The organism is Serpentinicella sp. ANB-PHB4 (assembly GCF_031432315.1).
In the GTDB taxonomy this organism is placed as follows: domain Bacteria; phylum Bacillota; class Clostridia; order Peptostreptococcales; family Natronincolaceae; genus Serpentinicella.
Map to the genome: position 1 here is coordinate 13,713 of NZ_JAVKGO010000006.1, position 22,086 is coordinate 35,798.

The following is a 22,086-nucleotide window of genomic DNA, read 5'->3' on the forward strand; positions in this document are numbered from 1 at the left end:
TATACTATTGGAAGTTTTATATGACAAATTTATTAATCTAGCTTCATATCCCCATCTTTGATCCATTGTTTTTTTCGCATCCACTGACTTATAAAGAAAGTAAGTACAGCTGGTAAAACAAAATGTAATATCCCTATATAAATTAAAACAACTGTAGCGCTTTGTCCGTTTTCCGTTACCATTTTGGCAAAGGTACCAAACTGTCCAACTAATCCACTAGTACCCATCCCTGCACCAATACTATTACTTTCCATCATAAAAATTGTAGTTGCAATTGGCCCAATAATTGCACTTGCAATAATCGGTGGCAACCAAATCTTTGGATTTTTTATTAGGTTTGGTACCTGTAACATACTTGTTCCTAACCCTTGGGCAATCAAGCCTCCAAATCCATTTTCTTTATAAGAAGCCACTGCAAATCCAACCATTTGTGTAGCACACCCAACAACTGCTGCTCCAGCGGCCAATCCATCTAAGCCTAAAGATATTGCTATGGCAGCACTACTTATTGGTAAAGTTAAAATCATTCCCATTGACACTGCAATTATAATCCCCATTGGAAAAGGATGTAGTACTGTAGCTGTATTTATAGCACTTCCTACCCATGCCATAAAAGCTGCTATTCCTGGTCCTACAAAAAGGCCAGCCAGTCCTCCAGCTATAATTGTAACAGATGGTATCAACACAATATCAACTTTTGTTTTCCCTGCTATTAGCTTTGCAGCTTCAGCACCTATTAATGCGGCAATAAATGCCCCTACGGGTTCTCCAAATCCTCCAGAAAAGGTTAAGACACCAGCGTCAGTCATTGAAAATACATTGGCACCTATAGCACCGGTGGCCAAAGAAGCAAATATACCCAAGGACGGTGCCCCTACAGTATAGGCAACACCCGCACCTATTGCAGGTCCCATTAAGTACTGTGCAATTGTACCAAACAGTATTAGTGTTGGAATGTTTAAAAGCTCCCCTACCTGTTTAATAATTAATCCAATTATTAAGGATGAAAAAAGTCCTAATGCCATACCATTTAAAGCTTTAGTTAAATATTCACGGATTGAAAAAACTTTTTTTTCTGACATATTTTTAACCTCCCGAAAAAATGAACAGGTGTTATATCACCTGTCTTGTCACTAGACTATAAAAATATACCACAGTTTTAATCCCTAATCAAGTATCCTTTTTTATATAAAGCAAGTTTCATTTTTTCAAAGTTCTCTTCATTATCGATTTCAATAGTATGTATATGTACACCTTCAGTTAACGTGGATAGCGGCTCCGCATTATGTTCATTTATTCCATTCATAAAGCCTTCAAGATCTTGCTTATGGCTAATATCCAAAATACCTTTTAATTCTCCATAAACCGGATGTTCAACAACTACATCTAATACTTTTGCTCCATAATCTATCATAATCTGTAACTCTTCTTTCATTTCATCGTAAGTTCTATGTTGTGAAACCAAGGTTTTTCTTAATTTTAATATATTCTCTTTTGGTATTATATACCCTAAAGGTGTGGCCATAATATTTTGCCCTTGGGCCCTCAATAGCGCAATATCTTGAACAATCACTTGTCTTGAAACCTTTAATTCTTTTGCTAAGTGATTTCCCTTTATTGGTTCTTCGGTCTTTTGTAACTTTTCCAGTACACAGTTTCTTCTTTGTTGACTATTCATAGATACCTCTCCTTTACTATAGTATCAAAAATTGACAGAAAGCTAACTTCAGCTAGCTTTCTATCGTTTATTATTTTATTATAAATCCTTAGTCCCTAAAAGTCATTATTTTTCTAAGGGCTTCATTGTCGGGAATAAGATAACATCTCTAATAGATGGCGAATTTGTAATAAGCATCATTAAACGATCTATACCAATGCCTAAACCTCCTGTTGGTGGCAAACCAACTTCTAAAGCATTAATAAAATCCTCATCTAGCATATGTGCTTCTTCATCTCCTGCTTCTCTTTGGGATAATTGTTCCATAAACCTTTCTTTTTGGTCAATCGGATCGTTTAGTTCCGAGAAAGCATTCGCTATCTCCCATGTGTTTACAAAGGCTTCAAACCGATTTGTTACCTCTGGGTTGTCTGGATTTCTTTTAGCTAGAGGCGAAACTTCTACAGGATGATTGGTTATAAATGTAGGTTGCTCTAAATGTTTTTCAACAAAAGTCTCAAACACTTCGTTAATAATATGTCCTTTTTTCATTGTTGGTTTTACTTCTATTCCTAGTTCTTTTGCAATCCTTATAGCTTCTTCATCATTAGTAACTTTATCAAAATCTACATTCGCATATTTTTTACATGCATCAATCATAGATATTCTATTCCAAGGTGGTGTTAAATCAATTTCTTTTCCTTGGTAATTAATTTTAGTCGTACCTAAGGCCTTTTCTGCCACATATGCTACTAATTGCTCTGTTATATCCATCATATCTTGATAATCAGCATAAGCCTCATAGAGCTCTATGGTTGTAAACTCGGGATTATGCTTAATGGACATCCCTTCATTTCTAAAAAGTCTACCGATCTCATATACTCGATCAAAGCCCCCAACAATAAGGCGCTTTAAGTGAAGCTCTGTAGCAATTCTCATATACATATCAATATCTAACGTATTATGGTGAGTTATAAAAGGCTTTGCGCTTGCACCACCAGCAATGGTATCTAATATTGGTGTTTCAACTTCTATGTAATCCCTATTATCAAGAAATTCCCTAATTGCTTTAATTGCCTTTGACCTTTTTAAAAATGTATTTTTAACATCAGGATTAACAATTAAGTCAACGTACCTTTGTCGATAACGAAGCTCAGTATCCTTTAACCCATGCCACTTTTCAGGCAAAATTTGTAAGGACTTCGAAAGCAACTGTACCCTTGTTGCCTTTACAGAAATTTCCCCTTTTTTTGTTTTAAACACTTCACCTTCTACCTCAATAATATCTCCCATATCATAGGTAATAAATCGCTGATAAGACGCTTCTCCAATACGATCTTGTCTTACATAGGCTTGAATTTGCCCGTCTTTATCTTGTATATTAATAAAACTGGCTTTTCCATGACCTCTTTTTGCCATGATCCTACCTGCTAAAGTAACTACTTCTCCCTCTAAGGTTTCAAATTTCTCTTTTACCCCGCTACTATGGTGGGTTACATTAACTTTCTCTATTTTAAAAGGATCCTGGCCTGTATTTTTCAACTCATCTAGTTTTTCACGTCGTATTTTAATCAGCTCATTTAAGCTTTTTTCTTCACTAGTGTGATCACTCATCCTTTGTTCCACCCTTCTTAAAAAGACTATATACTACTCTTATCTATATCAATATTAAGTACTTCATACTTAGTTGTTCCATTAGGAATTTGTACTTCTACCGTATCTCCCACCTTTTTACCTAACAAAGCTTTACCTACTGGGGATTCAATAGAAATCTTTAGTTCATATGGATCTGCTTCCGAAGAACCTACAATTGTATACGCTAACACTTCATCAAAATCTAAGTCTTTTACTTCAACCACTGTACCAATACTTACTTTTTCTAAACTAATATCTTCTTCATCAACCACTTTTGCTTTTTTTAATGTATTTTCAAGCTTAATAATTCTTTCTTCTAATTGTGCCTGTTCATTTTTAGCTTCATCATACTCGGAATTTTCACTAATATCCCCAAATGCAATGGCTTGTTTAATCCTTTCCGCTACTTCTTTTCTTCTGACAGTTTTTAAATGTTCAAGTTCATCCTCAATTTTCTTTAAACCCTTCATTGTTAAAACAATATCTCTACCGTGCATTTTATTCTCTCCTTCACCTTTTAGTCATTTCCCCTAATATAATAAAAATTTAATCTATTTCTATGATGTTTGTTGATAATATATGTGTCTTAAGTCAATTTATTCAGCAATCTCTATGGTAATTTTATCCCCCAGAAGTATTTTGAAAGAACTGAATAACGTTGTAAAACCTCAGTCGTATATTTGCTGAGGTAACTTAATTTTCTATATATCTAATCACAAACTGTAACGATGTAACTGTTTTCTGCTTCACTTCCTAGATATTATAGTTCAGTGTATGTTTATTGTCAAGAATAATACTATACATCTCTAATTCTATGCTTTTAATATTATTTATCACTATTATAGCCTAGGAATACTAATAAATTTCACCTGCACAAAAATAAACTTTCCTTATTATATTTGCTTCGTATTATAGTCCAAAAGTAACGCTTTTATTTCCTGTATAGATTCTAGTGAATTAATCCTATGCCGAACTTGTGCTGCATGTTTAAATCCCTTTAAATACCAGGCTATATGTTTTCTCATTTCTCGTACTGCTAAATATTCCCCTTTGAACTGTACACATAAATCCATATGGGCTATTGCACCAGATACCACTTCTTCTAAAGACGGCCTATCGATTATTTTTCCTGACTTTATGTATTCGTTAATTTGATTAAATATCCAAGGGTTCCCTTGTGCTCCTCGTCCAATCATAATCCCATCACACTTTGTCTGCTGTAAAATTTGCATGCCATCTTGGGCAGAGAATACATCCCCGTTTCCGATCACAGGGATATTTACAGATGCTTTTACCTTTTTGATGATATCCCAATCCGCATTACCTGCGTAAAATTGTTCTCTTGTTCGGCCGTGAACCGCAACCGCCTGTGCTCCACTGTCCTCAATGATTTTTGCCATTTCAACCGCATTTACAGAGGCATCATCCCATCCCTTACGAATTTTAACTGTAACCGGCTTAACAGACTCTTTTACAACGGCCCTTATAACCTCTCCAGCTTTCTTAGGATTTTTCATTAGGGCTGATCCATCACCGTTTTTAACTATTTTAGGTGTCGGACATCCCATATTTATATCTAAAATAATATTTTCCCTACCATTAAGCAAGTATGCTGCTCTAGCCATAATTTCAGGATCCGATCCAAATATCTGTATGGCTACTGGTTTTTCTTCGTCTATAATATGTAAAAGGTGCTCTGTTTTCTTATCACCATAGTATAAACCCTTAGCACTTACCATTTCTGTATATACTAATCCACAGCCATACTTCTTACACATTAACCTAAAGGGTAAATCTGTTACCCCAGCCATTGGTGCCAAGAATACATCCCCTTCTACTTCAATATTTCCAAACTTCAAAATTCTCACCCTCTATTTCATTCAAAAATCTTTTTAAGTATTATGTGCAAAATATATTATTTTAGCTATGTACTATAATAACATTTTTAAGTCTTAATTATCCATTATAACAGGAATTTGCATGATTCCCATTATTAAAAATTCTCACAGCGTAAATATGTTGAAATTTCCTAATCTAATATCTCTCCTCACTTGTTAAATTATTGATGCCCGTTCAATTATAAGATTAATCCGCAAATTAGAAATGAAGGTATATAAATTTCCTCATATAAAAAAAGTGGCTAAATTATATGGCCACTTTTTTAATAAAGTCTCTAATTTGATATAAAACAAAATGCATTTCCAAACGTTAATATAATCAGTATAAAATTACTATTTTAAACCTAAAGATTCTGCTTGACTTTTCAAATCTCTAGCTAAATCAAATAAAGACTCAATCGCAGCGTTTGTTTCATCTAAAGCATTAACTTGTTCGTTTGAAGTTTTATCAATTTGCTCAGAACTTGTAGCTATACTAGTATTGGTGGTTTTTATATCTTTAACAATACGCTCAATATTCTCCACTGATTCTTTAGTTGAAACGGCTAATTTCCTAATTTCTTCTGCTACAACACTAAACCCTCTACCAGCTTCCCCGGACCTGGCTGCTTCTATAGAAGCATTTAGGCCTAATAGATTTGTTTGTTGAGCAATACTCTTTATTAACAGGGTTATTTCTCCGCTTTTTTCAGCATGTTCTAAAGCTGTTTTAGATAAATTTCCTAAGTTAAATCCTATTTGTGATAAGCCATCTGCTTCAGCACTCATTTGTTGAGAAGATGCTTGTAGTTGAGAAATCCCACTAAACAACACCTCCGCCATTTCTAATAAATCCTCTTGTTTTTTAATTGATTCTAGAAACACTACAGCTCCAACAACTTGTCCGTCTTCATGGATTGGAGTTGCTGTTCCTAAGTATGGAAAACCAAACAATGTCTTGTCCATCTTTTTTGTAATGACTTCATTTTGTCTAATGGCTTGCTCAATAAGCGTACCCGCTTTGAACTTGTCTCCAACCTTAACTGGAAATTTAATTGAATCCCCTTGGTAAAATGCTAAATATTTTTCATGATCAGTAATTCCTATGGCAACATCACTGCTATGCACCTTTCTTATATATGGCCCAGCTTCAACAAAGTTTTGTAATGCTCTAGAACTCATAGGTATCTCCCCCTTAATAAGCAGTTTTCGTATACATTTATTAAACCACAAAATACGCCTAAAGCCAATTCTTTTTACAGATTTTTACTATAGAATATATTCATTTCTAATGTTTTATTGTATATAAAAAGAAGGATTTTCTTAATTGACTTAATTAGTAGTTATAAAACCCCTTACCAACTTTCCTCCCTAACAAACCACCTCGAACCATCTTTCTTAACAATGGATGCGGCCTATATTTTGAGTCTCCAAACTCTTCAAAAAGAACTTCCATAATGGCCAGGCACACATCTAGCCCTATTAAATCAGCTAATGCTAATGGTCCAATAACATGACTAGCGCCTAGCTTCATAGATGTATCAATATCTTCTGCGGATGCAATTCCCTCAGATAATATACCGATTGCCTCATTTACCATTGGAACTAACATTCTATTTACTAAAAATCCCGGGGATTCTTCTACTTTTACTGCGGTCTTATTTAAATCGGTGGTAAGTTCTAAAATTGTTTTATTTACATCCTCGGATGTTTTTACCCCTCTTATTACTTCTACTAGCTTCATCAATGGAACTGGGTTAAAAAAATGCATGCCTATAACACGATCAGGTCTACTTGTTGCGTTAGCCATTTCAGTAATAGATAAAGAAGAAGTATTAGTAGCAAATATAGTTTCTTTGTTACATATCTTGTCTAATTCACTAAAAAGTTGCTTTTTTACTTCCATCTTTTCAACAATTGCCTCAATCACAACAAAACAATCTTTTAAACCCACTTTATCTGTAGTAATATAAATATTTTTAAGAATACTCTCTTTTTTTTCTAAAGCAAGCTTTCCTTTTTCGACAGACTTTTGTAAACTCTTTTCTAATCTTGCTATTGCCTTTTCAAGGCTTTCTGCATTTATATCACATAATATAACATTATAACCAGATTGGGCACAAACCCTTGCTATATCAGCACCCATCACTCCAGCTCCCACTACACCAACTTTTTTCATATTTATCCCTCCAAAATGTATATATAATAATTGTCATCTAAACAAGTTGATTCACAAACAGTTAGAAAAAGTATGCTATTTTAAAAACAAAGAGACGGATCGCCCCGCCTCTTTATTTTTATATTTAATTTTCAATCTTATTATATTAATCCTATACTCGCTAAAAGTATACCTGATATAACCGCTGCAACCGGGATTAAAGAACCGACTACAAAAATATCTTTGTAAGAATCTTTATGCGTCATACCACAAACAGCTAACAGTGTTAATACAGCCCCGTTATGTGGTAATGTATCTAAACCACCACTAGACATAGATGCAATTCTATGGAATGCTTCAATAGGAATGCCTGAGGATACTGATAGCGCTACATATTGCTCGCCTAACGCTTCTAAAGCAATCCCCATACCACCGGAAGCTGATCCTGTTGCACCAGCAAGTACATTAACTGCTAAAGCTTGGGATATAAGTGGATTTCCTTCAATACCTAATACAAGATCTGTTAGTGTTTCAAATCCTGTTGAAGCTCTTACAACTGCTCCAAACCCAACAGCAGCACTTGTGTTTAGAATTGCCATTACAGATCCAGATGCACCTGCATTTAAAGTTTCAATAAGTTTTGGTAAGCGTTTTAAATTTAATAATATTGCAGCTAAAATCCCTGTAACTAAAGCAATAATTAAATACTGTGCAGAAGAGTATGTTTCAGCTAAATTTTCCATGTTTTCTAGTGTAAATAATACTCCTATAACTAACACTAGTGGAATTGCAGATAAAGCTGGGCTTGGTAATGATTTTACATCCACGTCTTTTACTTTATCCTTTGGCTCTGTAAACACATCACCTGCAGCAGTCAACTTTTTCTCTCTGTGCATTAGGTAAGCTAATCCACCAAAGAGCATTATTGCTGCACCTACAATACCCATAATTGGTGCCGCATACGCAGATGTTCCAAAATAGTCAGTCGGGATCATATTTTGTATTTGCGGCGTTCCTGGTATTGCAGTCATTGTAAAGGTAAAGGACCCTAATGCAATGGCGCCTGGTATTAATTTTCTTGAAATGTTTGCTTCTCTAAATAGGGCTACTGCAAGAGGGTAAATTGCAAACACAACTACGAATAAGGAAACCCCACCCCAAGTTAAAACGCCACACGCTATAACTACTGCAGCAACAGCAAACTTAGTACCGATTAATCTTGTTATCCAGTAGGCTACAGAACGGGCTGCCCCTGATTCATCCATAACCTTCCCAAATATGGCACCTAGTAAGAAAGCTGGGAACCAACTTCTAGCAAAACCTACAAGTCCAGTCATATACGTATCTGTATATGCCGGTAGTAAATCTAAACCTCCAGTTAAAGCAACAACCAATGCACAAAGTGGTGCAATCCAAATAATTGACATGCCTTTATAGGCTAAAAACATTAGTAAAGCTAAACCTAGAATAATTCCAAACAATGGCATAAAATCAACTCCCCTTTTTTATTATTATATAGTTAAACCCATTTTTTCAGGTTTAAAAATCTTTTCATCCATTAACTTTAAGTCTTTACTAATTACTGGCTTAAAGTCCATATGTGCTAGAATATCTTTATCTAAATCAACTCCTGGTGCAATTTCAATTAAAGTTACACCATCTTTAGTTAATTCAAATACAGCTCTTTCTGTTATATATAATACAGGTTGCCCAACTTCATTTGCGTAAGCACCACTAAAGGTAACTTGTTCAACCTCTTTTACAAACTTCCTTGCTTTACCTTCTTGTATAATGTTTAACTTGCCATCCTTCGCTTCAACTTTTAGTCCACCGGCTGTAAAAGTACCACAATATATTGTCTTTTTCGCATTTTGGGTTATGTTTATAAACCCACCAGCACCAGCTATTTTTGGACCAAACTTACTTACATTGATATTTCCTTTTTCGTCACATTGGGCTAAACCAAGATAGGCTACATCTAGTCCACCACCATCGTAGAAGTCAAACTGATACGGCTGATCAATGATCGCTTGTGGATTCATTGCTGCACCGAAACTTAATCCTCCAGCAGGTACGCCTCCTATTGGACCAGGCTCAACAGTTAGGGTCATTTGATCCCCTTGACCTTCTTCATTGGCTACCATTGCTACCCCTTCTGGCATTCCAATTCCTAAGTTTACAATCGCTTGAGGCGGTAGCTCCATGGCACCACGACGAGCAATAATCTTTCTCTCGTTTAGCTCCAATGGTTTTACTTTATTTATTGGTATTTTAATGTTTCCTGTATAGCTTTCATTGAATTGCTCAGCAAAAGTTTGCATATGATTTGTCATGTCTTCAACTTCAACAATTGAATCTACATAAATCCCCGGTACTTTTACAAGTCTAGGATCTAAAGTTCCATTCTTGACAACTTTTTCAACTTGCACGATTACTTTCCCGCCAGAGTTTTTACATGCTTGGGCTATTGAAAGTACCTCAAGAGTACCGGCTTCTTTTTCTAAAGTTACGTTGCCGTTTTCATCCGCATAGGTTCCTCTAATAAATGCGAAGTCTATCGGTAATGCTTTATAGAATAAGTATTCTTGTCCAGCAAGTTCTACTAGCTCCACGATATCCTCTTTAGTTTTATCATTTAACTTTCCACCTTGTAGTCTTGGATCCACAAAGGTTTTTAGACCTACATGGGTTACCGTTCCTGGTTTTCCAGCGGCAATATCCCTAAATAGATGGGCAATAACACCCTGAGGTAGATTATAGGCATCAATTTTATTTTCCAGTGCTAGTTTTTGCACTTTAGGTATTAGTCCCCAATGACCTCCAATTACTTTTTTTAGTAACCCCTCGTGACCAAGGTGATTTAGTCCCCTTGTTTTTGCATCTCCTTGTCCGGCAGCAAAAATTAATGTCATATTACTAGGTTCTCCAGTTTCTAAAAACCTTTTTTCTAAAGCAATTTCTAGTTCTTCAGGAACTGCATTCCCAACGAAACCTGCCGTTGCAATTGTACTGTCTGATTTAACCAATTTTACTGCTTCATCTGCTGTCATAAAATTTATTGCCATGTTATGACCTCCCCTATTTTTGTTTTCTGTTCATACATTTGAGATGTGCAAAATGTACAAGTTTGTCGTTTTGTCTGTTTTTAAGTCACTATTTAAGTGGCGGCCTCTCACTTATGTCTCATTATAATGCAATGTCCGTGCCAAAGGAAGTAATATTTTTTTCCAATTCTTATTTTTATTTAATTTCAAGTATTATAAGTAATATGAGAGTCCGCTGAATTTATAAATGCATACTTAGAATAGTGTTAATAGTATTGACAAACTTATAGATTTTTATGAACGATATCTAAAGTAAAATTTAAAAGAGAGGTCATTTCATGAAGTTAAGTGATAAGTTGATTTATGTTTTAATCATGCAATTTTTATGAACAATGTAATTTATTTTTACACTTCTATGTTATACTTTTCTAATTTTTCATATAAACTTGTTCTGCTTATTCCTAATAATTTTGCTGTTTTTAATTTATTTCCCGAAGTTTTAATTAAACATTTTTTAATTTCTTCTCTTTCAACAGCTTCTAAAATATCTTTTAAACTATTTTTTTGTGTATCCATTTGTACTTTGCTTTTCTTCGTAATATTGTAGGGCAAATGATCGGTTAAAATCATAGCTTCTTTTTCCACAATGTTTAACGCTCTTTCAATTATATTTTGTAACTCTCTTACGTTCCCTGGCCAAGAATAGTTTTGGATGCAACGCATTGCGTCATGACTAATTTCTGTAACATGACGATCCATCTCACGGGCCATCTTTTTCATTAAATGATTTGCAATAATAGGGATGTCCTCTACTCTTTCTCTCAATGAGGGTACCCGTAAGCTTATAACATTTAATCTGTAATATAAATCTTCCCTAAATTTTTTGTTCTTTACCATTTCTTCAAGATTTTGATTTGTTGCAGCAATAATTCTCACATCGATTTTTTTCGTTGTCACTCCGCCTATTCTTTCAACTTCTTTTTCCTGTATCACTCTTAAAATTTTTGCTTGCATATTTAAAGGCATCTCACCAATCTCATCAAGAAAAATTGTACTTTTATCCGCTAATTCGAACTTGCCTGGTTTCCCACTTTTTTTAGCCCCTGTAAAAGCACCTGCTTCGTATCCAAATAACTCGGATTCCAAAAGATCTGTGGGTATAGCCGCACAATTAATTTTAATAAGTGGATAATCAACCCTATTGCTAGCGTTATGTATGGCATGGGCAAAAAGTTCTTTTCCTGTACCACTCTCTCCCAGAATTAAAATATTTGACTTCGACTTAGCTACTTTTCTTGAGAAATTTTTAACTTTTTCTATGCTTTCACTATCTCCAATTATATTTTCAAATGTATACTCACTACCTAAAGCTTTTTTAAGCTCTTTTTTATATAAATCAAATTCTTCTTCTATATGATGAATCTTTTTCGTATACGTATCTAATTCTACTAAGTCTTTGAATATGACTGTTCCTACTGCACCAATCACAACCCCATCTTTCACTATAGGAACACGGTCTGCTATCATTTGGTTGCCTTTTATATTTTGAATATCTCCAATTTCTTGTTTTCCTGTTTTCGCAACAACATGCATACGGGTATTGTCAATAACTTCTGTCACATGCTTTCCAATTGCATCTTCCTGCTTCACACCTAAAAAATTGCAGTAAGCTCTATTAAGCATAACAACATATCCTTCTGCATCAACAACTACAATCCAGTTATACAGATTAGAGAAAATATTTCTATATAGGTCTAAGGTTTCTTGTCTTTTATCTTTATTTTTTCTTTCACTTTTACTCCCTTTATCGCATTGCATGTCTTTTTCCTCCTAAATATGTGCCTTATCATTAATATACTTTATTTATACCCAAATTCCTTTTATTTTTATAAATTTTTTCCAGTTTGCAGCAAAAAAATAAGGACACGGTTTAATTGTGCCCCTTTTTGTTTTCAATTATATCGTCTTTATTTCTTTCATAAATAATCATTAATCCCTCTAATGTTAAAAATTTATCAACAACGTCGATGGCATCGGTTTCACTAGCAATTAGTGTCGCTAGTCCTCCCGTTGCAACTACAGTCACTTTGCCTTTTAACTCACTTTTCATTTTATTTATTATATATTCAACCAATCCTACATAACCATAAATAATACCTGCTTGCATACTATTTACGGTATTCTTACAAATCACTTTTCCCGGCTTAATTAACTCTACTCTTGGCAATTTAGCAGCTCTTTGAAACAAAGCATCCCCTGATATTTTAATACCCGGCGAAATGGTTCCACCCAAGTACTCCCCACTTTTCGATACAGCACAAAAAGTAGTAGCTGTTCCAAAATCAACAATAATAAGGGGACCACCATATTTTTCATAAGCTGAAACCGCATTTACAATCCGATCTGCACCTACCTGCTTTGGATTATCATATTTAATATTTATACCAGTTTTAATTCCTGGTCCAACAACTAGAGGCTCAACATCGAACAATTTCCTTGTAGCATGTTCCAAAGAATACATAATATTTGGTACAACAGATGAAATAATAACCACTTCTATCTCTTTACTGTCATGTTCACTATACATAAATAGCTGATGTATTAACATGCTGTACTCATCGGAGCTTTTATCTTTATCTGTTGAAATTCGCCAAGAATTTATAAGTTCCTTATCTTTATATAGCCCCAATACAATATTGGTATTCCCAACATCAAAAACTAATATCAAATCAGTCACCTTCTAACATTTAACTTTATACACGAAGTGTACCGTATTATTTTAGCAGTTTACATAGGGGAATGCAATAAAAAGCTCTATACATAACCCGCTTCTCCTCGTATACTAATCTCTCCACTTTGAATTGTTTCCTCTACACCACTATGCTTCTTTATAATGATAAACCCATCATCAGATAGTCGAAGTACTTTTCCTTCTTCTATTTTTTTGCCTGATTTTATTATAGATACATTTTTACCTATTAATGCCGAATGATCCCTACATATTTTAATTGTTTTATCCAGTGTTCCTTTATGTATGAAATGATCATAAAGTCTCTCGAACTCAGATAATATATCAACAAGTATTTTCTTTCGATCTACAGGTTCACCTTTTTCTATCATCAAGGAAGTTGCCATGTTTTCAATATCAGCAGGAAATTGTTTAACATTAACATTTATTCCAATACCAATTACAAGATAGTGAATTTCGTTAATCTCTGCGGACATTTCCGTCAAAATACCGCACACTTTCTTCCCTTTAATCGTTATGTCATTTGGCCATTTGATTTTTGCATCTACGCCTAAACTTTCACGTAGTGCATTACTCACTGCTGCAGCACCAATTTGTGTAACTTTTACCCCTTCTACTGGGGCAATATCAGGTTTAAGAACAAGAGACATCCAGATGCCAGTCCCTTTTGGAGACACCCAACTACGACCCATCCGTCCCCTTCCTTCAACTTGTTCTTCAGCTATTACTATGGTTCCATGATCTAAGCTATTTCCATTCTCTTTAGCGTAATCGTTTGTTGATTGAATGCTTTCAAAATGAATAATATTCTCCCCTATTTTTTCTGTAGTCAAGTAATTACTAATCTCGACTGGTAACAGACTATTACTTTTTTCAATTATTCGATATCCCTTTTTATGAACCGATTCTATCAAGTAACCTTCTAGTTTCAGTGCGTTAATGTGCTTCCACACAGCGGTTCTTGATACTTGTAACTTTGAACTGATTTCTTCACCGGATATAAACCCTTTACTATTATATAGTATCTTAAGTACCTGTTCTCGCATAATCCCACCTATACCCCTTATTAATTTTTACGTAATATAAATCCTAAGGTTTCATAGACCTTTTCTTATCTTCATAAACTTATTTTTTAGTTCATTGCATCTTCTTAGTTTTAATTATACATTAACATCTACATAAATTGCATAATTACATTTTTGAGATTTTCAATATAATAAATTGTAAAAAATACCTTCTGTCCACCTCATTTATGAACAGTATCCTTTAATTAAGAAATAAACACAAGTCAATAAATCCGAAACGAAGAAGACTCATCTAACTAAATAGGGATAAAAATACTCCCGCGGCCACTGCTGATCCAATCACCCCTGCAACGTTAGGGCCCATAGCATGCATTAATAAAAAGTTGCTTGGATTCGCCTTTTGTCCCTCCACCTGAGAAACCCGAGCCGCCATAGGTACTGCGGATACACCAGCAGAACCGATTAATGGATTAATTGCATTTCCACCTAATAATTTATTCATAATTTTAGCCAATATTACCCCGGATGCTGTACCAAAAGCAAAGGCCAAAATGCCTAAAGCGATAATTTGTATCGTTTGAATAGTTAAAAAGTACTGTGCTTGTGCAGTGGCTCCTACACTTAAACCTAATAAAATGGTTACTATATTTATAAGTTCATTTTGTGCCATCTTTGCCAACCGATCAGTAACCATGCTTTCTTTTAAAAGATTCCCTAGCATCAACATGCCTACAAGGGCTGTAGCAGATGGTAAAAATAAAGAAACAAAAATAGTAACCATAATTGGGAATACTATTTTTTCCTTTTTTGATACGGTCCGTAATTGTTCCATCTTTATCTTTCTTTCTCTTTCCGTAGTTAATAGTCGCATTATGGGTGGTTGTATTACCGGTACAAGGGCCATATATGAATATGCAGCTACAGCAATTGGACCTAACAATTCAGGTATTAAAAGTGAGGTTAAGAATATGGCTGTCGGACCGTCTGCACCTCCTATAATTCCTATGGATGCCGCTCCTTGTGCATCAAATCCTATTAGGATCGCCCCTATAAATGTAAAAAATATACCAAACTGAGCCGCAGCTCCTAATAATATACTTTTAGGGTTAGCTATTAATGGCCCGAAATCAGTCATTGCTCCAACCCCTAAAAATATCAATGGTGGAAATACACCTGACTGTAAACCAACAGTATAAAAATTATATAATAATCCACCCTCGTCCATGATACCTCCTAAAGGTAAATTAGTCAAAATCATTCCAAATGCAATGGGCAGTAACAATAATGGCTCAAACTTCTTACTAATTGCTAAATATAACAAAAAACACCCCACAAGTATCATCACAAACTGTTGCCAAGTCATATTTGCAAAACCAGTCATTTCCCAAAAATTTAATAATACTTGAATCATTTTGTCTCTCCTTTCATGGCCCTAGGAAATTTCTATCCGATACCTTGCAATTTAAACAGATGAGAAAATTGCATTATTAAGCTAGTCGAATATAAATAAAGTCAATTATAAAGCTATTTCAAAGTAACTAGTAGATCGCCTCCACCCACAGCAATCCCTTCCTTAACATCAACAGTTGCCACCACACCATCCTTAGGTGATGTTATTTCATTCTCCATTTTCATTGCCTCTAATATAACGAGAACTTGTCCTACTTTTACTGTTTCTCCTTCTTTAACAAGAATCTTCCACACATTTCCTGGCATTGGAGATTCGATGATTGTACTTCCCCTTTGCATTTCTAAAGAAGCTACGTTAGTCCCTTGTCCTGATTTACTAGCAGATGGTTTTTCAGACATAATATTTTTAGTTTCTGACTTCTCCTCTTTGGCTATTGGACTTCTTACATCTTCACCCACAACCTCTTCAACATCGACCTTATAAGTGACTCCATTTACGGTAACATTAAATTTTCTCATTAAAATACCTCCTGAATATAAAAATGATATTAACTGTAGTTATAAGATATGGTTACTAAAATATTAGCAGACACTAGCGATTCATTTGATTAACTCTCGTCACCCTTGACCATGTGGTGTTATGATCCGCAGTACGATGAATATTTCTAACAATTATATTATGGGTTGATGTCTCTAACCTCATAGCTAAAGCAGCAGTTATTATGGCTACTAGTTCATGTTCTTGTACCATTTCCTCATATACTTCTTCTTCCACTTCGGGAATAGGGTCCGATTCTTGTCCAGACATTTCATTTGCTGGTGCTTTAGAGGACCCAGTAAATATGTTTTTTAAAATCATAATAATTAACATAATTAATATAAGAATAAAAAATACAATCCCTACACCAAATAATGCAACCTCAATACCACCTAGAATTCTCTCACTTAAGGTTAAAGACTCAAAGTCTGTGTTCATCCTTTCCATTAAATTCATTCAGTTTCACCTCATATTTTATTTATAATGGAATATTTCCGTGCTTTTTTGCTGGGTTTAATTCTCTTTTGGTTGCTAACATATTTAGCGCATCTATTATTCGAGGTCTAGTAGCAGAGGGTTCTATTACATCATCAACATATCCCATCTCCGCGGCTTTGTACGGTGTGGCAACTTCTTTCTTATATTGTTCTATTTTTGCTACTCTATCATCCTTTGGATCCTCAGCATGGGCAATTTCATTTTTATAAATAATATTTGCAGCTGCCTCTGGATCCATAATTGCAATCTCCGCAGTTGGCCAAGCAAATACTAAATCAGCACCTAAATTCTTATTGCCCATGGCAAGATACCCTCCACCATACGCCCGCTTTGTAATTAATGTAACCTTCGGGACGGTTGCCTCTGCATAAGCATAAATTAATTTTGCGCCATGTCTAATTACGCCCCCATATTCTTGTCTGATATCAGGTAAAAAACCAGGACTATCCACTATAGTAAGTATTGGAATGTTAAAGCTATTGCAAAAACGAATAAATCTAGCAGCTTTATTTAATGCGTTTATATCTAATGCTCCTTCTAATACCATTGGTTGACTTCCTATCAATCCAACAGTTTGTCCATTCATTTTAATAAAAGCGATTATGATATTTTGTGCATAATGCTTTTGCACTTCAAAAAAATACCCATCATCTGAAATTGAATGTGCAATAACTTTCATATCATAATTTTTACTTGTATCATTTGATATTATTTCTTCTAATTCTAGATTGGTTCTATTTATTATATCTCCTGTGCTTGTAATCGGCCCAGAATCCATATTATTTGAGGGCAATAAGTTTAGTAGTTTCCTTATTTCTTTTATACATTCCTCTTCAGTTTTTGTAATAAAATGTGCTACGCCACTTTTCCTATTGTGTATCATTGCTCCACCTAAAGCTTCCATTGATACTTGCTCTCCAGTTACACTCTCAATTCTACTTGGTCCAGTTATAAACATTTGACTTATTTCTTCTATCATAAAAATAAAATCCGTTAAAGCAGGTACATATCCAGCCACACCCGCACAAGAACCCATTACAGCTGATATCTGAGGTACAACCCCAGATAATCGTGTCGTATGTTTTAGTATTTCTGCATATCCTGCTAAAGCATCTATTCCTTCTTCAATCTTAGCCCCACTGGAATCTTTTAGCGCAACAATAGGCGCCCCCATTTTTAATGCCATCTGTTGAATTCTTGCTATTTTTTTTGTTTGTACCTCTCCTACAGCCCCCTCCATAACTGTGTGCTCCTGTGCATAAGCATAAACAAGCCTACCATCAACTAGTCCATATCCTGTTATAACACCTTCACCAGAATACACTTCGTTATTATTATTTAGACCTACCTTAGGATTTTTTATATAAATATCTAATTCTACAAAGGTTCCCTCATCAAATAGTAATGAAATTCTTTCCCTGGCTGTTCTTTTGTTTTTATTTTTCTGTAAATCCAAATCATCAATATCTTGTCCCCTTCGATATCGCTCCCTTTCCCTTCGAAATTCACCTAGTTTAGTATTCGGCATTATAACTCCTCCTAATATTTATTATTAACAAAATGCACAAAACACATTTAACCAATACAAATTTCTTGGGTGTTTACATTTTGTACGCTTCTTCTGATAAATCCTGATTTAATTAGTAATTTCCCATACTTTCATATTTTACTAAATTAATTTTTTTATACTATTTTATTATTAGTGCAATTTGTAAACTTATTTTAATAAAAGTAATTATACATTTTAATTTGCAAAAACAGGAAAAAGCTCCGAAGCGTAGCTTCGAAGCTTTTAAATTTGGTTATTCTTCATCTTTATCTATATTTTCTGTGTCACTATTATTTTCATGATCTGTGGCGTCATCAGTAGATTTTTTGTTTTCTTGCTTTAATGCTTTGAATTTTGCATCTAGACTATCTACTGTGTCATCTTCTTCTACTACTACTTTCCCTTCGAAAATATGCTTAAATTGGTCTGCATCTAATGTTTCTAATTTTAACAATGCTTTGGCTACAGTATGTAGCATTTCCATATTTTCAGTTAGTAAATTTTGTGCTCGACTATATGACTGATCCACAATTCTTCGAATTTCTTTGTCTACTTCCGCCGCAACTTCTTCTGAGTAATTTCGTTTTGAAGTCATATCTCTTCCTAGGAATACTTCTTCGTCACCACTACCCAAGCTAAGTGGACCAATTTTTTCACTCATTCCATACTTAGTAACCATGCCTCTGGCTACAGCTGACACTCTTTGTAAGTCATTTTGTGCCCCTGTACTAATATCTTCAAGAACAAGTTGTTCAGCAACTCTTCCCCCAAGTAAATGGATAATGTGTTCTTCCATTTCTGTTTTTGTATTATAGTATTTATCTTCAGTTGGTAAGATCATTGTAAATCCACCAGCTTTACCTCGAGGAATTATAGAAACTTGATGTACTGGATCCGTATTAGGTAAAAGAGTGGCTACGACAGCATGCCCTGCTTCATGATATGCAGTAAGTTTTCTTTCTTTTTCACTAATAACCCTAGTCTTCTTCTCAAGCCCAGCAATTACCTTTGTAATCGCTTCTTCTATTGTTGCCATTTTTATTTTCTTTTCATTTCTTCTAGCTGTAAGTAGCGCAGCTTCATTCATTAAGTTTTCAATGTCTGCAGGGGTAAATCCTGGGGTTCTTCTAGCTAAAACTTTCACATCTACATCCGTATCAACAGGTTTATTCTTTGCATGTACATTGATGATCGCTTCTCGACCTCTAATATCCGGTGCACCTACTAAAATTTGACGATCAAATCTTCCAGGCCTTAAAAGTGCAGGGTCTAAAATATCTGGTCTATTTGTCGCTGCAACAATTATAATACCTTCATTAACGCCAAAACCATCCATCTCTACAAGAAGCTGATTTAATGTCTGCTCTCTTTCATCGTGACCACCACCAAGGCCAGCCCCTCTTTTTCTACCTACAGCATCAATTTCGTCAATAAATATAATACAAGGTGCATTTTTCTTTGATTGATCAAATAGATCTCTAACTCTCGATGCTCCTACACCAACAAACATCTCAACAAAATCGGAACCACTTATACTAAAGAACGGTACTCCTGCTTCTCCAGCAATTGCTTTTGTTAAATAAGTTTTTCCTGTTCCCGGAGGTCCAACCATTAAGATCCCCTTTGGTATCCTTGCACCTAAGTCTATATACTTACGAGGACTTTTTAGAAAATCTACAACTTCTACTAATTCTTCTTTTTCTTCATCTAATCCAGCTACATCGTCAAAAGTAACCTTTTTTTGCTCATCTTCTTTATGCAGCTTTGCTCTACTCTTACCAAAAGACATCACACGGTTGCCGCCACCCTGGGACTGTTGCATAAAGAACACCCAGAAAATCACAAATACAACCACCAAGAATATGTACGGTAAAAGTTCAATAAACCATGGGGTTGTTGGAGGTGGTTCTGCAGTAACTCTTAATCCATTAGTTTCTATCATCTGATTATCGATAATTTCACTAAAACGTTCATGGCTATATACCGTCGGAATAAAAGATCTAAAATAGCTGGTTTCTCCATTTTTCACAATCGTACCTTCAACATTCCGTTCAACGATATGAATTTCTGTTACATTCCCATCTACTAGCTCTTTATATAATCCGGAAAACTCAATGTCTACAATATCTTGCGTAGTTGCTGGCCATCTGCTTACTAAGGCCAATAAAATGACAAACATGAGCACCCAGAAACTTGCTCCTTTAAAAAATTTCCTCACTCGACGCCCTCCTCTACAATGTGTATATTTTATGCATTCTAATATTTTATCATACTATTTATTTTAAAACAACTTAGTGAATTTCATCATTTGTATAGTCCAATAAATATAAAAATTTACTAAAACTTGTTATGAAACTTTCTCTAATTCTTATACCATTATCGTTAAATATGCATTTCCTTTTTTTTTGCTTTTCAATATCCTTCTTGTATTATTTAATTGTCTTAAATTCTATTGCTAAAATTCTTTTTGTACTGTCTGTTATTTTATATTTCTCACTCATTCGATAACCCACTACCCACATGATTTCTTCACCATCACATACTAAAGGAATGAGTTTGCGCTTTTCTCTATCAATTTTATAATCAATAAAAAAGTCCTTTAGCTTTTTGGAACCAGAAAGCCCCAATGGCCAAAATCTATCTCCTTCTTTTCTGTTTCTAATTAATAAGTTATTTTTTACCTTATCATAGTCAAAATACTTCAAATACTTATCTCTACTTATTGCCACCTTTTCCTCTTTCTCTAATACCTTAATATGTATTTCTTGCCCAATTTCAGAGATATATTTGTAACCCTCTGGCTCTAATTCATAAGCATACTCTCCATCATAGTCACTTTCTCCCATCGAAAGAATTAGCTTATCATAGCTCGTTCTAAAACTGATCCCCAAAGGCAGAGTTAACCGTTTAGCCGTATCCCCTTTTTCTAATATATTTAAAATACTTTGAATGTGTTTGTATTCTAAAGCTTCTTTTCTTCCCATTAGTTTTTCAGTTGCTAACCTTAATATTCTAGGTTTTAATGCTGCATGTTTTTGTTTGATTTTCTCTACTGATAAAACAATAACGTTATTTTCTTCACTTAGTACTGCGTCATTAAATGCAATCTTACCTTGTTCTTCCATAAAGGAGCTATCGTGCTTTAAAATTTCCGCCATTCTTGCCATAGTCTCAATTATATTTGGATTATAATTTTCTTTTAAATACGGGATTAACTCAATACGGATTTTGTTTCTATGATATATGGGCTCTAAATTTGTTCCATCAATTCTTGGGTCTAGCTTATGTAGAAAACAGTAATCCTCTATCTCTTTTCTTTTTACATTTAGTAATGGTCTAATAATCTTTCCTCTTTTAAAATGGATTGCCGTTAACCCTTCAGTTCCAGTACCTCTTAAGAACCGCATCAACACTGTTTCTGCTTGATCATTAAGGTTATGTGCCACAGCAATTTTAGAAGACACCCCTACTTTTTCGGAAACTTCTTCAAAAAACTGATACCTCTTAATTCTACCCGCTTCTTCTAAAGATAAACTATTTTTTTTAGCAAATTCAGACACATCTTCACTCTTTATAAAACAAAGAATGTTTAATCTTTCGCATAACTGGGAGACGTAGTGGGCATCTAATTGTGATGCTATCCCTCTAAAATTATGATTTAAATGGGCAGCATATAAATCAATTTTAAGATCCTCTTTAATACTATGTAATGCATGCAATAAACATACGGAGTCCGGTCCACCGGATATTCCGACAATTACTTTATCTCCAACTTCAATTAGTTTTTCTCTTTTTATTGTCTCTTTTATCTCTTGTATCATACTTTATCCCTCTTTTATTCATTCTTTCTTAATTGCTATTTCTATATATACTCACATTTTCCTTTTAAATTACGTAATTTTATTACAATTTTATTTATTTAGGTAATCTTATAATTAAACACAAT

Annotated in this window: 18 protein-coding genes; all 18 read right to left on the reverse strand. The window is 34.5% G+C overall.

Annotated elements, in window-relative coordinates; genetic code table 11:
* Positions 1-32: 32 nt before the first annotated feature.
* Complete coding sequence (locus RH915_RS06345; RefSeq protein ID WP_310478687.1) at positions 33-1,082, reverse strand: PTS transporter subunit IIC; 1,050 nt, start codon at positions 1,080-1,082, stop codon at positions 33-35.
* Between the two features lie 77 nt (positions 1,083-1,159).
* Positions 1,160-1,678 (reverse strand): transcription repressor NadR, encoded by a 519-nt coding sequence (locus tag RH915_RS06350; RefSeq protein ID WP_310478688.1) that lies wholly within the window; start codon positions 1,676-1,678, stop codon positions 1,160-1,162.
* Positions 1,679-1,783: 105 nt separating this feature from the next.
* Positions 1,784-3,271 (reverse strand): lysine--tRNA ligase, encoded by a 1,488-nt coding sequence (gene lysS / locus RH915_RS06355; RefSeq protein WP_310478689.1) that lies wholly within the window; start codon positions 3,269-3,271, stop codon positions 1,784-1,786.
* 26 nt (positions 3,272-3,297) lie between these two features.
* Complete coding sequence (gene greA / locus RH915_RS06360; RefSeq protein WP_310478690.1) at positions 3,298-3,789, reverse strand: transcription elongation factor GreA; 492 nt, start codon at positions 3,787-3,789, stop codon at positions 3,298-3,300.
* A 396-nt stretch (positions 3,790-4,185) separates the two neighbouring features.
* Positions 4,186-5,151, reverse strand: coding sequence for a tRNA dihydrouridine synthase DusB (gene dusB / locus RH915_RS06365; protein WP_310478693.1), 966 nt, complete (start codon positions 5,149-5,151; stop codon positions 4,186-4,188).
* A gap of 372 nt (positions 5,152-5,523) precedes the next feature.
* Positions 5,524-6,351 (reverse strand): methyl-accepting chemotaxis protein, encoded by an 828-nt coding sequence (locus RH915_RS06370; RefSeq protein ID WP_310478695.1) that lies wholly within the window; start codon positions 6,349-6,351, stop codon positions 5,524-5,526.
* A 154-nt stretch (positions 6,352-6,505) separates the two neighbouring features.
* A complete protein-coding gene (locus RH915_RS06375) occupies positions 6,506-7,348 on the reverse strand; it encodes a 3-hydroxybutyryl-CoA dehydrogenase (RefSeq protein WP_310478697.1) in 843 nt (280 codons plus the stop codon).
* Positions 7,349-7,488: 140 nt separating this feature from the next.
* Positions 7,489-8,814: a GntP family permease gene (locus RH915_RS06380; RefSeq protein WP_310478698.1), complete on the reverse strand. Its 1,326-nt coding sequence runs from the start codon at positions 8,812-8,814 to the stop codon at positions 7,489-7,491.
* 24 nt (positions 8,815-8,838) lie between these two features.
* Complete coding sequence (locus tag RH915_RS06385; protein ID WP_310478699.1) at positions 8,839-10,392, reverse strand: acyl CoA:acetate/3-ketoacid CoA transferase; 1,554 nt, start codon at positions 10,390-10,392, stop codon at positions 8,839-8,841.
* A gap of 384 nt (positions 10,393-10,776) precedes the next feature.
* Positions 10,777-12,189: a sigma-54 interaction domain-containing protein gene (locus tag RH915_RS06390; protein WP_310478700.1), complete on the reverse strand. Its 1,413-nt coding sequence runs from the start codon at positions 12,187-12,189 to the stop codon at positions 10,777-10,779.
* 112 nt (positions 12,190-12,301) lie between these two features.
* Positions 12,302-13,099 carry a type III pantothenate kinase gene (locus tag RH915_RS06395; RefSeq protein WP_310478701.1) on the reverse strand — a complete coding sequence of 266 codons (798 nt, stop codon included), beginning with the start codon at positions 13,097-13,099 and terminating at the stop codon, positions 12,302-12,304.
* 86 nt (positions 13,100-13,185) lie between these two features.
* Complete coding sequence (locus tag RH915_RS06400) at positions 13,186-14,166, reverse strand: biotin--[acetyl-CoA-carboxylase] ligase (protein ID WP_310478702.1); 981 nt, start codon at positions 14,164-14,166, stop codon at positions 13,186-13,188.
* A gap of 271 nt (positions 14,167-14,437) precedes the next feature.
* Positions 14,438-15,556, reverse strand: a complete 1,119-nt coding sequence (locus RH915_RS06405) for a sodium ion-translocating decarboxylase subunit beta (protein ID WP_310478704.1) — start codon at positions 15,554-15,556, stop codon at positions 14,438-14,440.
* A gap of 113 nt (positions 15,557-15,669) precedes the next feature.
* Complete coding sequence (locus RH915_RS06410; protein WP_310478705.1) at positions 15,670-16,074, reverse strand: biotin/lipoyl-containing protein; 405 nt, start codon at positions 16,072-16,074, stop codon at positions 15,670-15,672.
* 73 nt (positions 16,075-16,147) lie between these two features.
* Positions 16,148-16,549, reverse strand: a complete 402-nt coding sequence (locus RH915_RS06415; protein ID WP_310478706.1) for an OadG family transporter subunit — start codon at positions 16,547-16,549, stop codon at positions 16,148-16,150.
* A 22-nt stretch (positions 16,550-16,571) separates the two neighbouring features.
* On the reverse strand, positions 16,572-18,119 hold the full coding sequence (locus RH915_RS06420) for an acyl-CoA carboxylase subunit beta (RefSeq protein ID WP_310478708.1): 1,548 nt from the start codon (positions 18,117-18,119) through the stop codon (positions 16,572-16,574).
* 274 nt (positions 18,120-18,393) lie between these two features.
* Positions 18,394-20,358 (reverse strand): ATP-dependent zinc metalloprotease FtsH, encoded by a 1,965-nt coding sequence (gene ftsH / locus RH915_RS06425; protein ID WP_310478710.1) that lies wholly within the window; start codon positions 20,356-20,358, stop codon positions 18,394-18,396.
* A 211-nt stretch (positions 20,359-20,569) separates the two neighbouring features.
* Positions 20,570-21,961: a tRNA lysidine(34) synthetase TilS gene (tilS, locus tag RH915_RS06430; protein ID WP_310478711.1), complete on the reverse strand. Its 1,392-nt coding sequence runs from the start codon at positions 21,959-21,961 to the stop codon at positions 20,570-20,572.
* Positions 21,962-22,086 lie beyond the last annotated feature (125 nt).